Annotated in this window: 12 protein-coding genes; 10 read left to right on the top strand and 2 right to left on the bottom strand. The window is 43.9% G+C overall.

Translation table 11 applies throughout. From position 1 onward, the window contains the following. Positions 1-435 precede the first annotated feature (435 nt). The 4 genes from TW84_RS05240 to TW84_RS05225 are packed head-to-tail and all read left to right on the top strand — an operon-like array spanning position 436 to position 5,976. Positions 436-2,244 (top strand): extracellular solute-binding protein, encoded by a 1,809-nt coding sequence (locus TW84_RS05240; protein ID WP_240478139.1) that lies wholly within the window; start codon positions 436-438, stop codon positions 2,242-2,244. Positions 2,245-2,255: 11 nt separating this feature from the next. Then, on the top strand, positions 2,256-3,344 hold the full coding sequence (locus TW84_RS05235; protein WP_045974619.1) for a microcin C ABC transporter permease YejB: 1,089 nt from the start codon (positions 2,256-2,258) through the stop codon (positions 3,342-3,344). Beyond that, positions 3,344-4,381 carry an ABC transporter permease gene (locus tag TW84_RS05230; RefSeq protein ID WP_045974618.1) on the top strand — a complete coding sequence of 346 codons (1,038 nt, stop codon included), beginning with the start codon at positions 3,344-3,346 and terminating at the stop codon, positions 4,379-4,381. The genes TW84_RS05235 and TW84_RS05230 overlap by 1 nt, the downstream gene beginning before the upstream one ends. A 2-nt stretch (positions 4,382-4,383) precedes the next feature. Then, positions 4,384-5,976 (top strand): ABC transporter ATP-binding protein, encoded by a 1,593-nt coding sequence (locus tag TW84_RS05225; RefSeq protein ID WP_045974617.1) that lies wholly within the window; start codon positions 4,384-4,386, stop codon positions 5,974-5,976. 23 nt (positions 5,977-5,999) lie between these two features. Here the strand turns inward: TW84_RS05225 and TW84_RS05220 are convergent, their stop codons facing one another. Further along, entirely contained in the window at positions 6,000-7,775 is a 1,776-nt protein-coding gene (locus TW84_RS05220) for an EAL domain-containing protein (RefSeq protein WP_052707888.1), read from the bottom strand. 493 nt (positions 7,776-8,268) lie between these two features. Between TW84_RS05220 and TW84_RS05215 the strand changes: the two genes are divergently transcribed. Next, complete coding sequence (locus TW84_RS05215; RefSeq protein WP_045974616.1) at positions 8,269-9,912, top strand: response regulator; 1,644 nt, start codon at positions 8,269-8,271, stop codon at positions 9,910-9,912. 75 nt (positions 9,913-9,987) lie between these two features. Here TW84_RS05215 and TW84_RS05210 read toward each other — a convergent pair whose 3' ends face one another. Then, positions 9,988-10,740: a substrate-binding periplasmic protein gene (locus tag TW84_RS05210; protein ID WP_045974615.1), complete on the bottom strand. Its 753-nt coding sequence runs from the start codon at positions 10,738-10,740 to the stop codon at positions 9,988-9,990. A gap of 147 nt (positions 10,741-10,887) precedes the next feature. On the opposite strand from TW84_RS05210, the gene TW84_RS05205 reads away from it, so the two are divergent. From TW84_RS05205 to vctC, 5 genes are all read left to right on the top strand, one after another. Beyond that, positions 10,888-11,304: an RNA-binding S4 domain-containing protein gene (locus tag TW84_RS05205; RefSeq protein WP_045974614.1), complete on the top strand. Its 417-nt coding sequence runs from the start codon at positions 10,888-10,890 to the stop codon at positions 11,302-11,304. Between the two features lie 181 nt (positions 11,305-11,485). Beyond that, complete coding sequence (locus TW84_RS05200; RefSeq protein ID WP_045974613.1) at positions 11,486-12,397, top strand: siderophore ABC transporter substrate-binding protein; 912 nt, start codon at positions 11,486-11,488, stop codon at positions 12,395-12,397. Positions 12,398-12,467: 70 nt separating this feature from the next. After that, the gene (gene vctD, locus TW84_RS05195) at positions 12,468-13,406 is read left to right on the top strand and encodes an iron chelate uptake ABC transporter permease subunit VctD (RefSeq protein ID WP_045974612.1); all 939 of its coding nucleotides are present in this window, start codon (positions 12,468-12,470) and stop codon (positions 13,404-13,406) included. Further along, the gene (gene vctG / locus TW84_RS05190; protein WP_045974611.1) at positions 13,396-14,346 is read left to right on the top strand and encodes an iron chelate uptake ABC transporter permease subunit VctG; all 951 of its coding nucleotides are present in this window, start codon (positions 13,396-13,398) and stop codon (positions 14,344-14,346) included. The genes vctD and vctG overlap by 11 nt, the downstream gene beginning before the upstream one ends. 7 nt (positions 14,347-14,353) lie before the next feature. After that, positions 14,354-15,109 carry an iron chelate ABC transporter ATP-binding protein VctC gene (gene vctC, locus TW84_RS05185; RefSeq protein WP_045974610.1) on the top strand — a complete coding sequence of 252 codons (756 nt, stop codon included), beginning with the start codon at positions 14,354-14,356 and terminating at the stop codon, positions 15,107-15,109. Positions 15,110-15,115: the final 6 nt, after the last annotated feature.

Raw genomic sequence — 15,115 nt, 5'->3', positions numbered from 1 at the left:
TTCGTGCGCATACCTTCGTGGACAGTCACTCAAACGAGTCGTACTTTTGGGACAGTCACTCAAATGTATGTGATGTTTGAACGGAGCACCTTTGGGGACAGTCACCCAAATGTATGTGATGTTTGAACAGCACAACAACTAGAAAAGGTTGGTTGTGTATCGTGTTTCGTCACCCACAATAAGAAAGTCTTCATATGCGTTTCGGCTTTCTGAGCTGGCAGCGTTCGGAGTGACTCGTCGAGTAACTTCAGAACTAGGATCAGTTCACAACTCGACATTGAAACAAGCCACTCACCAGTGACGTATGCCCATTCTTACGTGAACTCTTCGAAAGGTTTGTGTTGAACACCTATACTTATTCAAGTAATTGAATTATTAATATTAATTGTTTATTTGAGAATAGCGATTTCAGCCGAGGGAATGGTAATGACAAGAATGCGCAGTGTCTTATTAGGGACAATGATTGCGAGCTTAAGCTCGATCGGTTATGCCAAAGTTATCGAAACGACTAGTTTAGTTGGTTTTGGCGAGGCGAAATACCCAAGCAACTTTACTCACTTTGATTATGTCAACCCTGACGCCCCGAAATTTGGCAAAATGACTTATGGTCGAGTCGGGACGTACGATAACTTCAACCGATTCGCTTCCAGAGGTGTCGCCGCTGCTGCAACAGGAGAGTTGTATGACACGCTCATGTTTTCTCCCAGTGATGAAATCGATGCCTACTACCCTCTGATCGCAGAGAGAGTGAGATACTCGGATGACTACACCTGGCTAGAGGTGGACATTAACCCCAAGGCACGTTTCCACGATGGCGAGTCAATCACTGCGCACGATGTCGCTTTCACGTTTGATAAATTTATGACCGAAGGTGTACCGCAGTATCGCGTTTACTATAAGGATATTAAATCGGTCACGGCAAAAGACGATCTGACTGTTCGTATTGAAATGGCAACGCCTAATCGCGAAAAGATGTTCAGCTTTGCCCAAACGACCCGTGTATTGCCAGAACATTTTTGGAAAGATAAGAAATTTTCAGAACCTCTTACTACTCCTCCAGTTGGTAGCTCAGCATATAAAATTGCTGATTATAAATCTGGCCAGAGTGTGACTTATTCGCTAGTAGAGGACTATTGGGCTAAAGATCTGCCAGTAAACGTCGGTCGTAATAATTTCAAGGAAGTACAATACGATTACTACCGCGACGACACTGTCATGCTGGAAGCGTTCAAAGCCGGTGAATTTGATTTTCGTCTGGAAAACTCAGCGAAGTTTTGGGCCAACTCGTACTCAGGCGTGAATTTTGATAAGGGGTATATCACCAAACAAGAAATACCTCATCAGAAGCCAGAAAACACACAAGCTTTTGTTTTTAATACACAAAGTGAAGTGTTCAAAGATGCTAGAGTCCGTGAGGCTCTGACGTATGCAATGGACTTCGAGTGGATGAACAAAAACATGTTCTATGGTCAGTACACTCGCACTCGCAGTTACTTCCAGAATACCGACTATGAGGCGAAGGGCGTACCGAGCGATCAGGAGTTGAAGGTTTTAGAGCCATTTAAAGACGAGGTTCCACGTCGTGTGTTTACAGAAGAGTTTCAGCCTCCGGTTACCGATGGTTCGGGGCGTATTCGTGCCCAGATGCGTACAGCGTTTAGGTTGCTAAAAGAAGCAGGTTGGGAGCTGAAAAACAAAGTACTCACCAATACTAAAACGGGTCAACCGTTTAGCTTTGAACTTTTGATCTATAGCCCAACTACTGAGCGTATAGCGATTCCAGTACAAAAAAATATGAAGCGTTTAGGCATTGATATGAAAATACGTTCTGTCGATACCACTCAATATATTAAACGACGAAATGATCGTGATTTCGACATGGTTTCTTCAGCATTTTTTGCAAACCCTTATCCGAGTCCAAGCTTGAAGATTGTTTGGAACTCTGATTACATAGATTCTTCTTACAACAAGGCTGGTGTTATTGACCCAGTGGTCGATAGCTTGACGATGCAGATATCGAAAAAGCAGCAAGACCCAGACGCATTGCTTTCTTTAGGGCGTGCTCTCGACCGAGTGTTGCAGTGGAACTTTTACATCATTCCACAATGGCACGTGAGTGAGTATCGTGTTGCGATGTGGGACAAATTCGAGCGTCCTGACAACATGCCGAGATATGACTTAGGTATTGATACTTGGTGGATATCAAAGGATAAAGCTGCCAAGTTACCTGAAAAACGACGTTAGCAGAGGGATAGATGGCAGCCTATATATTTCGTCGCTTATTCTTGGTGATCCCCACGCTGTGGGCGATCATCACCATCAACTTCTTCATTATTCAGATTGCACCGGGAGGACCGGTGGAGCAGGCTATTGCCCAGTTAGAAGGGCATAGCTCTGGCATTATGGAACGTTTTGCTGGTGGCGGCAGTGAAGTTGACCTCGATGTAGGCAGTGACGCTAACTCGACGGGTTATAAAGGCTCACGAGGTCTGGATCCAGAAGTCGTTGAGGAGATAAAAAAGCAGTTTGGTTTTGATAAGCCTCTGCATGAGCGTTACTTTGATATGCTCAAAAACTACGCCACATTCAACTTTGGCGAAAGCTTGTTCAAAGGCGGTAATGTGATTGATTTAATTGTCGAGCGCTTACCTGTCTCTATTTCATTGGGCTTGTGGAGCACGCTGATCATTTACTTGATTTCCATTCCTTTGGGTATCATGAAGGCCATCCACCATGGCTCTCGATTTGACGTTTGGTCAAGTGCTGTCGTGATTGTTGGCTATGCGATCCCAGGTTTCCTGTTCGCCATCATCTTGATCATCTTGTTTGCGAGTGGCAACTACTTGAGCTGGTTCCCGCTTCGGGGACTGGTATCCAGCAACTTTGAGCAGCTCGTTTGGTATGAGCAAATCATCGATTATTTTTGGCATTTGACGTTACCGATACTGGCGATGGTTATTGGTGGATTCGCAACATTGAGCATGTTGACCAAGAACTCTTTTCTCGATGAGATAAACAAACAATACGTTGTAACGGCACGAGCGAAAGGTTTGGATGAAAGAAGTATTCTCTACAAACATGTGTTTCGTAATGCGATGTTGATCATCATTGCTGGTTTCCCTGCGGCGTTCATCAGCATCTTTTTCACCGGTTCTATGTTGATTGAAGTCATGTTCTCACTTGAAGGCATTGGATTGCTCGGGTTTGAGTCAACGATCCAACGAGATTATCCAGTGGTGTTTAGTTCTTTATATATTATGACGCTGCTTGGCTTGATTCTGAGCATCATCTCTGATTTAACCTACACCTGGGTTGACCCAAGAATAGATTTTGAGGCGCGTTAATGCTGACAAAAAAAAGACGCAATCCGTTAAATGAAGCGCGCTGGCTAAGGTTTCGAGCAAACAAACGTGGTTACTGGTCACTGTGGATTTTTATGACGTTATTTTTAACCAGTTTGTTTGCTGAGCTGATCGCCAATGACAAGCCTTTGCTTGTGAAGTATCAAGGAGGTTGGTATTACCCAGTCATCACTCAATATGCGGAAACTGAGTTTGGAGGGGAGTTTGAAACGGAAGCGGATTACACCGACCCCTATGTTGTTGAGCTGATCGAAGAAGAGGGGCACATCATTTGGCCTTTGATTCGTTTTAGCTATGATACGATCAATTTCAACATCTCTAGCTCGGTGCCGTCTGCGCCCGATAGCGTCAATCTGCTTGGCACTGACGACAAAGGGCGGGATGTCCTAGCACGAATCATCTATGGATTCAGGATCTCTGTGTTGTTTGGTTTTGTGCTGACCATCATTTCCAGTGTGATTGGAGTGATTGTTGGTGCTACCCAAGGTTACTACGGTGGTTGGCTCGATTTGTTAGGTCAGCGCTTTATCGAAGTTTGGTCCGGAATGCCGACCCTTTTCTTGTTGATTATTCTGTCTAGTTTCGTTGAACCCAATTTCTGGTGGTTGCTCGGCATTATGGTTTTGTTTAGCTGGATGAGTCTAGTTGGGGTTGTCAGAGCAGAGTTTTTGCGTTGTCGAAACTTCGATTATGTTAGAGCCGCGCAGGCAATGGGCGTCAGTGATAGACGTATTATGAGACGCCATATGTTACCCAATGCGATGGTCGCCTCTTTGACTATGATGCCTTTCATTCTTTCCGGTTCCGTAACCACCCTCACTTCTCTTGATTTTCTGGGTTTTGGTTTGCCTGCGGGTTCGCCTTCATTGGGTGAATTATTGGCTCAGGGGAAAGCGAATTTACAAGCACCATGGTTAGGTTTTTCAGCCTTCTTTGTATTGTCGCTAATGCTAACCTTGCTTGTATTTGTCGGTGAAGCGGTTCGCGACGCCTTTGACCCTCATCATCAAGGGAGATAACCATGACCAAACCAGTATTAACAATAGACGGCTTATCTGTAGGGTTTGGTCGTGGAAAAGCGATCGAGCGAGTGACCAATCAGGTGTCATTGTCGATCAACAAAGGCGAGACGCTTGCATTGGTTGGAGAGAGTGGCTCGGGTAAGTCTGTGACCGCTAATTCAGTGTTGAAATTACTTCCCAATGGTTCATCCCATTATTTGGAGGGCAGCATCCATTTTGATGGCATCGACATGCTGAGCTGCTCGCAGAGGCAATTAAGGGGAATTCGCGGTGGTAGGATCGGAATGATCTTTCAGGAACCTATGGTATCGCTTAACCCTTTGCATAAAGTGGGCAAGCAGTTAGTCGAAACACTCTCGATTCATCGTGGTGTGCGGCAAAAGCAAGCCGAAATTTTAGCTGTCGAGTGGTTGGCTAAAGTTGGCATACGCTACCCAGATGTAAAGATTAATGCCTATCCACATGAGTTATCTGGCGGTGAAAGACAGAGAGTGATGATTGCCATGGCTCTTATCAATGAGCCTGAGTTATTGATTGCAGATGAGCCAACAACCGCACTGGATGTCTCTGTGCAGGCGCAGATTTTGGACCTGCTAAAAGAGCTGCAACAAGAGTTAGGCATGGCGATGTTATTTATTACCCACGATTTAAGTATTGTTCGGCGCATCGCAGACCGTGTAGCCGTCATGCAAAATGGTGAGCTGGTAGAAGAAGCGGACTGCCAGTCACTCTTTGCCATGCCAACACACCCCTATACCCAAAAGTTAATAAACTCAGACCCTAGAGGTTTGCCCGTTGAAGTCTCCGCTGATGCCAGCAACCTGTTATCTGTCGCCAATCTTAGAGTATGGTTCCCAATTACGGGTGGCCTGTTTAAACGTGTGGTATCGCATATAAAAGCCGTGACTGACATGAAGTTTGATTTAAAACGTGGTCATTCGATTGGTTTGGTTGGTGAAAGTGGATCTGGTAAGTCAACAACGGGAATGGCGATTCTGCGTCTTGTTCATTCCCAAGGTTCGATTTCTTATCAGCAGCATGAACTGCAAGGCTTAGATCGTAAAGAGATGCTACCGTACCGCAGTAAAATGCAGGTGGTGTTTCAGGATCCGTTTTCAGCTCTGAACCCGAGAATGTCTGTGGCCCAGGTGATCGGTGAGGGGCTGCGTGTTCATTATGATTATGATGACCCCACGGTCGACAAGATGATATGCGAAGTGATGGAGGAAGTTGACCTCGATCCTGAGACTCGCCATCGTTATCCTAATGAATTCTCAGGAGGTCAGCGCCAGCGTATCGCGATAGCACGGGCGTTAATTTTAAAGCCTGAATTTATTTTACTGGATGAGCCCACATCGTCATTAGATCGCACGGTTCAGGCGCAAGTCCTAGACTTACTGAAATCGCTGCAACAAAAGTATCAGCTGACCTATTTGTTTATCAGCCATGACTTGAATGTGGTCAAGTCGTTATGTCACTACACCATTGTCATGCAGCAAGGCGAAATTGTTGAACAGGGAGAAACCGTGACTCTATTCCAACAGCCACAACAGATCTACACCCAAAAACTGGTAGAACTCTCGAGTTTTTGATGATTGGGTGAAAGAGGCTGCCGTTAGACGGATATGTATTGACTTGCACTAGCGACAGAAAGAGGCTTAGAAAACCAGTAACCTTGGAGGAATGAAGCCCCCATTTCAGTGAAACGTTTCTGCATCTCAGCATTCTCAATACCTTCTACCACAATATCTACATTATGTGATTGGCACAATTGAGTGATAAAGGTCAGGTATTCCATAGTGGCAGGGTTGTCGAGACATCGCCAAGCCATCAACTTGTCGACTTTAATCTGATTTAGGGGGAGGTCAAAAAAGCTATTGAGGGAGCTGTAACCGGATCCGAAATCATCCAAGGAAAGTAAAAAACCATACTGACTCAAACGACTTAACTGAGATATCGCCCCTTTGTTGCCATCGAGAATGATGGTTTCGGTTAATTCCAAGACAATGTTTCTGGTTTCGACGCCATGTTGATCCGCGATTTGCTTGATCCGATCTGGAAACTGATGATTCAACAGTTGTAAAACGGACACGTTAACATTGACTCGAATATTGGTGCGATGAACGGATAAGTATCGCTTGATGAATTGACTCGCTTTAGAAAAGATAAGGTACCCTAGCTCAACGATCAGACCCTTCTTCTCTGCCACTTCAATAAATTCATCCGGGTAAATTTCTCCAATTTTATCGCTTTTCCAACGAACTAATGCTTCGAAGCTGGCGACGCGATTTTTTTTAGCACAGATAATGGGTTGAAACTTTACCGATAGGGTTTGGTTATGAATAGCATTGGCCAGTTCGCGCTCGATATAGAAGTGTCGGTCAACTTTGCTTTTGGTCTCATTACTGTATACGCCAACTCGGTTACGCTTCTTTTCCCCAGCAAATTGACAGGTGCGAGCCGCGATCTTGATGATTTCCTCCGCTGCAAGTCCGATATCAAAGCTGGGGAAAATACCAATACTGATATCGGTACCATACATGTAGCTGCTACTCTGAAGGGATTCGAGATAAGTCTTGGCGATATTTTCGCCCAGTTGGGTAAGTTCATTGGTTGAATATTGCCCTCTAACTAGCACGGCAAAATCATCAGAGCGTACACGATAGATATCAACGAAATCATCCGTGAATGAATTTAACGCTGTGATAAGGTGTGACATCACGTCGCGTAAAATGTGAGGGCCATAAGCGCTGAGATAGGAGCGAATATCGCCAATCTGGATGTAGACTAATGAATGCAAACCAGGCAGTTGGTCAACTAAACCGTCAATATCAATGTTCAACTTCTGGCTGTTTGACAGCCCAGAGGCATTATCTCTAAATGCAGCCTGCTGAACGTAGGTTTCCATCAGTTTTCGATCTGAAATATCACGATGACAACCAATCATAAAACGATTGCCATTGATGGTTTTGGTCACTGCGGTACCCTCAACCCAAACATATTGACCGGCCTTGTTTTTTACTCGGTATTGAGTCGAAATCTTACGATTGTCTTCTTGGATGTGTGCGTCGACTGCATTTTTTAACATGACTTTGTCCAGCGGGTGAACAAGATTGAGCCACGCATCGAGATGGCACTGCCCAGAGGCTATATCATAGTTTTCATAAAACGTCGGATTATAAAAAAAGATTCTATCATCGTCTGTCATATAGAAAAGACCATCATTAAACACGTCGAACATATGCTTAAAGTGGTTATCCATTAGCTGATCAAGTTCGGCTCCGCTCAGAGCAGCGGAGCTTGGTCTTTGTGATGTGTCACTCACAGACTGGCTACTTGAGACAGACGAAGCGTTCGATTGTGACGTTTTGTTCTTGATGTTATGTGACATGTAATTCGACGTACCTAAATCCATCACGCGGAAAGCCTTCCATAAGCTAAAGTTATGAATTTAAAAATATATTCGGTTTAACCTATAGTTTTAACATGAAATATTTGTTGAGCTCCAGCAGTGAGTCAAGTATGAGACAGTAATTTTGAGCTTTTATTGATATGCGTTCATCTTTTGCATTTAAGTACTCTTATTTTAGCTGAGTAATTGGTAAAAATGAGACGTTACCCCTTTGTCTTCAATGAGGCTTTGTTAAATCATCTTAATAGGATGATTAAGAGGACAGCATGAGAAGCAGATTATGAGATGTGAAAGAGAGAACTGTGCGTAAATTTACCAAACCATTTCTTATTTAAATTATATATTTATCAGTTATTTAGAGAGTTGCTGAAATTGTTTGATTTTGACAGAACTCTGATAAAACTATCGTGTTAATCCGCTCCTAGTTTCTATACCCTAACCAACCATTCCTCAAGATGAAAACAGTTGAATAATGTTCGGCCAAATCCAAAACGTGAGCCAAGCGGGCGTACTGATCGCCGACGATTCTCCATTGGTCATAGCTAATCTAAAAATGCTGCTCAGAGAGTCGGGCTTTAGTGACCGTTTGATCTATACGGCCAAGAATGTCGGCTCGATTTATAAAACCCTTCGAGAGATTTCGATCGACTTGTTTATCTGCGACTATCGATTTGGCAAAGTGCTCACAGGTAAACAAATTTTTGAAGAATGCCGCTATCATGGATTGCTTCGTCCTCAATGTGCATTTGTCATGCTCACTAGCGAGACGAATGGAGAAGTGGTGCGTTCAATTCTTGAGGTGGAGCCGGATGAGTATGTGCTTAAGCCATATTCTTTGTATGCCTTCAAGAAGCGTATTTTACGTGTGTACAGGCGTAAGCAAGTGATGTCCTCATTGCTATTGAGTGCACAACAGTGTGATGTTTCGGATCTTGAGGAAACATTCTCTAAAGCGATGAAGTGTTACCCTGAATACGCAACTCATATTCTGCGTATTCAAGGTGATCTATACCTCAGCCAGCGACTGATGCGACAAGCGATAGCGCACTTTCAGGCTTGCCGAGCAAAGCGCAATAGTCAATGGGCAACGACTGGTCATGCAATGGCTTTAATCGAAATGGGGGAGCTAAATCAAGCGCAGTCTGTTCTTGAGCAATGGATTGATGATACGGGTAAACAACCTTCAGTAGTGTCAGATAGTATAGCGCTGTGTTGTTTACTACGAAAAGACCAGCGGGGAGCAAAGCAAGCCCTAGCTCAAGCGCTTAAGTTTTCCAAAGGCAATATGCCTCGTATATTAGCGTATACTCGATTGTGTGAAATCGAAGATAACCTCGAGGAAGCGATGAGTGGTTTTGCATTATACCGTCAGCAAATTGCCAACACTCACCACAACACCTTATCGAGTGCAATCTATGCTTTGCGATTAAAATTGACGGTTGCAAAGGCGCAAGGATGTTCTATCTCAATGTCAGCTCAGAATGAATTGCATAAACTCATGGAGGTCGACTTATCTGAAAATGAGAGACTTGCATTGACGTTGGTCGAGGTACATATTGAATTGCACGATAGCAACTATAAAGTTGCTCGAATTAAGCTAGCTGATTTGCTCAAGAACTATCATCAATTAGATTTGTCATGGCTCCATTACCTGTTGTATCTACTCTACGAGACAGACAATTACCATTGGTTTGATCAAGTAACGAATTGGGTTCTCAATCGCGGGATAGATGAGACACCTTCGCTGGAAGCATGCTCTTTGCAGCTTATGCTGGAGAATCAGATTGAACGTAGTCGAAAACGTAAGTCCACGTTAGATCGTCTTCTATGGCAAGTTGATCAATATGCATTTCAATCAACAGAGAAGGCGATCGGACTCTGCATAGAAGTATTTAAATCTAGGCGTCAATGTGTGCAGGTAGCCAATAAGTTATTGTTACTACTTAACCGAGAAATCCCCAAAAAGATTGGGCCAGAAGAGGTAAAAAAGGCGATCTTTGACTGCCAAGCCGCGATTAGCTACACATCGAGTTTAAGAAAGACGGAACGGCTTGATGCACTGAAGCATCTCAATCTGGCAAAGCAGAAATTCAATCGCACACTGTCGACAGTATAATGTCGTCTTGCCGTGCATCAGGTTAAGTTAAATGGCAGGCCTGTCTCGCCACAAGTCAATCTTGATCTGAGACGGTTATATTCCATTTTCAAAATAGGCTTTGATAATGCTGTCAATCTCACCAGTTTCTTTCAGCTTGTTCAGTGATTGGTTGAATTTTTTGATGAAATCTTTTTTAAAGGGATAACTATCAGGGGCACGGTTGGTAAAACCGAGATAGCCTTGCTCGCTGCTGACTACTGCACCGAGCTTTAGTTGCCAGTCCTGTGGTAATAAGCCCTCATTGGTCATGCGTTTAATTTCCCATAAAATCGACAGCCTATCGTTCATATAGCAGTCAGTTTTCTTCTCATACAGGTTGATGATATTGGGGCGATTCCCCTTGGCTTCTAAAAGAGTGATGTCTCCTGACTTAACGGCATCCCAAAATGTCTGCCCACCAAGCGCGAAGGCCTCATTGACACCCACTGTTAACCCTAGATAATCCTGGGGCCACTCAGTTAAAGCGCGTTCTTTTGTCCTGTCTGGGTGACAAAATACGACCACTTGCTCATCAAGAATAGGTTTGGAATATGGAGAAATATAACGGCGTCGATCGGAATAATAATAGGGAGGGTAGAGTGCAAAGCCTTGACCCACTTTAAGCATCTTGAGGCCGCGCTTCCATGGGACAGGGACCAATTCTATATCGTAGTCTGGCATTTGTTCGAAGACTCGACGGAGTATGTCACTGTAGATGCCTTTGGCAACCCCATCCTCACCGTAACTGTAAGGAGGGTAGGAATCGTCTCCATACACCACAACTTTCGTTGGTGGATGATAAGCCATTGTTTGCCATGAAAATAGCAACAGAACAAGTGTCCATTTGAGCAAAGCGAGTACCCTTACGATACGGTTTCTATGTTTAACTTTAGTTTATTTATGAGCAGATAGGCATTAGACTCAGTTTTTTTCCAAGTACCGTTGAAACAAAACATGACAGATGACTACGAAAATGAGCAAGAAATTGAGATCGAAGCAATAGGAATTGAGGTTTCATCTCAGCCAATTGAACTGTATAAGGTATTCAAAATTGCTAACCTTGTTGGCGGAGGTGGTGAAGCGAAACACATTATCTCAGAGGGTTATGTGGCTGTTAATGGAGAACTTGAAACCCGTAAACGTCGTAAAATGTACGATGGTGACTTCTTCGAATTTAACCAAGAGTATTATGTTGTTGTCTGCGATGCCCCAGTGACTGAAGAGCAAGAAGAGGCTGCTAGCCAGCCAGCGCTTAGACCAGATAACAAGAGTAAGCCATCACAAAAGCGCAAAGCCCACAAAGGCAAAAGCGACAAGAAGAAAGAGACCAAGAAAAACGAAATCGGGCGTTCAAATATTGATTTTCTTTAACGCTTAACCCTTCAGCGTGCTCAATTCTGGAGCACGCAAATAAACCACCGATAACCACCTAACTTACAGAAAATATTATATTTTTCCTTTCCATAACAAATGTAAAAAACGTAAAGCACTGATGACATCCTTATAAACGTAAATGATAATAGCTTGCATTTGTGATTATGGAGTCCGAACAATGAAATTGTCTACCGTCGCGCTGACCGCAGGATTATTGGCATTCAACGTCAATGCTAAATTAGTGGAAATTGAACACACACAAGGTGTTACCAAGTTAGAAACCAACCCTAAGAGGGTTGTGGTGATAGGCCTAGGCGCATTAGATACGGTGAAAGCGTTTAATGTCAAACCGGTTGCGATTTCGACTGTTAGTATGTTCCCCGATTATTTGTCCGAATACCGTGACTATGAATTCACTTCTGCGGGGAGTCTTCACGAACCCGATTTTGAAACTATTTATACGCAAAAGCCTGATCTGATCATCATAGGTACACGTGCGGCAGCAAAATACAAAGAGCTGTCTGAAATTGCACCCACCATTGTTTACGCTTCAGATGCCAGTAAAGGCTACTGGGAAAGCACCCAACAGCAATGGCGTAATCTTGGTAAAGTCTTTGAAAAGCAGGATTTTGTAGAGCAAAAAATTGAGCAGTTAGACAAAGAATTCAAATCGATTCAAGCCTCCAACAGCCAAAACGGCTTAGATGCACTCACTGTGATGAGCGCTGGCGGCAATATCACCACTTTCGGTGCGCAGTCACGTTTTTCAGCCATTTACAAAGATTTCGGTTTTCAAGAGACGGTAAAAGGGATCAAAGAGAGCCGCCATGGCGACCTAGTCTCTTACGAGTTTATTCGCGAAACCGATCCCTCAGCTCTGTTAGTAATTGATAAGGATATCCTTATTAACAAAGGTAAAGGCAGTACAGTCAAACGTGATTTCGAAAATGAGTTGGTCAAAGCCACTCAAGCCTACCAAAACAAAAAAATGGCCTACCTAGACATCAATGCTTGGTATTTATCGATTTCAGGTATGCGCGCAACAGAGCAAATGATTGAAGACGTGAAAATCGCCTCTGGTATCAACTGATCCTCTTAACAAGATTTACGCCACCTCAAGCCAAAGTGGCTTGAGGTTTTTTGCGTCGTAAGGGTTTACATTGAAAAAACTGTTATTGGTTCTAATACTCCTGAGCGGATGTTCAATTTTTGTTGGCGTTGGGCAATTGAATGTCGCTGGTTTAATCGCAGGTGATAGGGACAGTTGGCATTTGTTGCTCGCCAGTCGTATCCCTCGACTGGTCGCTGTGCTATTGGCTGGTGCAGGGCTGAGCATTGCTGGCTTGATAATGCAGCAGATCAGCCAGAACAGATTTGCTTCGCCGTCCACCTCTGGGACTATTGAATGTGCGATGCTGGGATATGTACTTAGCTTAGTGGTCTTTGGCAATGGTCAGCAATTGTGGTTGATTTTCACCGTTTCAATGTTGGGCACATTACTGTTTGTACAGTTCATTAACCGCATTCAGTTTAAGAATGCAGTGTTTGTCCCGCTTATTGGAATCATTTTTGGTAACGTGGTCGATTCGCTCGCGACATTTGTCGCCTACAAATACGATGCATTGCAAAACCTCTCGAGTTGGACAGTGGCTAACTTTGCCAACCTGCTACAGGGCGATTACGAGCTGCTTTACATTGCTGTGCCAGTGGCCATTTTCAGCTATCTGTATGCGGCAAGGATTTCGGCGGTGGGGTTAGGGAAAGACTTCGCTGTCAACCTAGGTTTGAACTATCAACAAGTGCTGATTATTGGTGTTTTGCTGGTCTCCGTGATGTCTGCTTCCGTGGTGATGATCGTAGGGATGTTACCTTTCCTTGGCTTGATTGTTCCTAACTTGGTCAGTCGATTTTATGGCGACAACCTGCGTCGCAACATTCCGCTTACTGCGATTATCGGTGCTCTGATCGTCCTTAGCTGTGATCTAGCAAGTCGATTGATTATCTTCCCCTATGAAATTCCAATTTCGACCATTATCAGTATTTTAGGCGGTAGTGTGTTCATCTACTTCATCTTAAAGGGACACAAACATGCAGGATAAGATGAAGCTGATAGGGCTAGTGGCCACTGCGCTGCTGTTTTGCTTTTTGTTTATTGGAATCGGATTAAATGCCGACAACTATCAGTACTTTCTTTCTCGGCGTGTGCCGAAAGTACTGGCAATGATTGTTGCCGGTATCGCGATAGGACAGTCATCGTTGGCTTTTCAGACCATCACGCACAACCGAATTCTCACGCCGAGTATCATGGGTTTCGACGCGCTGTACATGTTTACTCAGGTGCTGGTTGTGGTCATATTTGGTGGTTTAAGCAGCATCGCGATGAATGCGTATTTTAATTTCAGTGTGTCTGTTGTAGTTATGCTGGCTTTTTCCTTGTTGTTGTTCAGTTTCTACTTCAAAGGAGAAACACAGAACTTAATGGTCTTGTTGTTGCTAGGCGTGATATTAGGACAATTGTTTGGCAGCGTTTCCTCCTTCTTTATTATGTTGATGGATCCGAGTGACTTCGCGTCGGTACAAGCCAACATGTTTGCCAGTTTTAACAACATCAGCGTTGAACTTGTCTATTTGTGTACGCCGCTGCTTTTGTTAATTAGTGCACTGTTGTACCGAATGAACCGTTTGCTGGATGTCTTCTGGTTAGATAAAGACAATGCCACTAGCCTCGGGGTTGATGTGAAACGGACGACGCTGTGCGTTTTGCTATTGTCGGCCGCGCTGATCGCTATTTCGACTGCATTGGTGGGGCCGATTATGTTCTTTGGTCTTTTGGTGACTAACTTGACCCGTGAATGGTTCAATAGCTATCAACATAGAGTTTTGTTGCTGGGGGTCTCTCTACTTTCAGTTGTCGCTCTACTCAGTGGTCAGTGGATAGTAGAAAAAGTATTTGGTTTTTCGACGACACTCAGTGTGGTTATCAACTTTGTGGGCGGTATTTACTTCCTCACTATGTTGCTGCGTAACCGAATCATATAGAGGTTTTATGATTAAATTGCAGAATTTGACCAAGTGGTTTGGTCAATCAAAAGTCGTCTCTGATGCCAGTGCCGATTTTGAAAAGGGTAAGGTGACGTCAATCATTGGCCCGAATGGTGCAGGCAAAAGCACCTTACTTTCAATGGCTAGCCGACTGATCACTCAAGATGAAGGGCAAGTGTTCATCGACTGCAAATCTTTAACAGATTGGGATACCAAAGAGTTGGCGAAAAGACTGGCAGTGCTGCGCCAAGCCAACAACATTACAATGCGATTTACCGTGAGGGAAATGGTGTCATTTGGTCGATTTCCATACAGTCAGGGTAAGCTTACGGACGACGATCAACAGGTGATCGAAACATCGATATCTTATCTCGATTTGTTGGACATCCAACATAAGTATCTTGATGAGCTGAGTGGAGGTCAGCGACAACTGGCTTTTATTGCCATGGTGATGGCGCAAGATACAGATTATGTTTTTCTGGATGAACCTCTGAATAACCTCGATATCAAGCACTCATTACAAATTATGCGTAACGTTGGACGCCTCGCACATGAGATGAATAAAGCCGTCGTGGTCGTCATTCATGATATCAATTTTGCTGCGTGTTATTCGGACAATATTATCGCGCTTAAGAAGGGGAAAGTGGTGGCTCAGGGGACGGTTAATCAAGTGATTCAGTCAGACATATTAGAGAAGATTTACGAAACGCCGTTTAACATCATTGAAGTCGATGGTAAAAGGATGTGCACCTATTATTGAAACCAA

The sequence above is a fragment of the Vibrio neptunius genome, from assembly GCF_000967495.1.
GTDB classification, from domain to species: Bacteria; Pseudomonadota; Gammaproteobacteria; order Enterobacterales; family Vibrionaceae; genus Vibrio; species Vibrio neptunius.
This window is presented reverse-complemented; position numbering and strand designations above follow the sequence as displayed.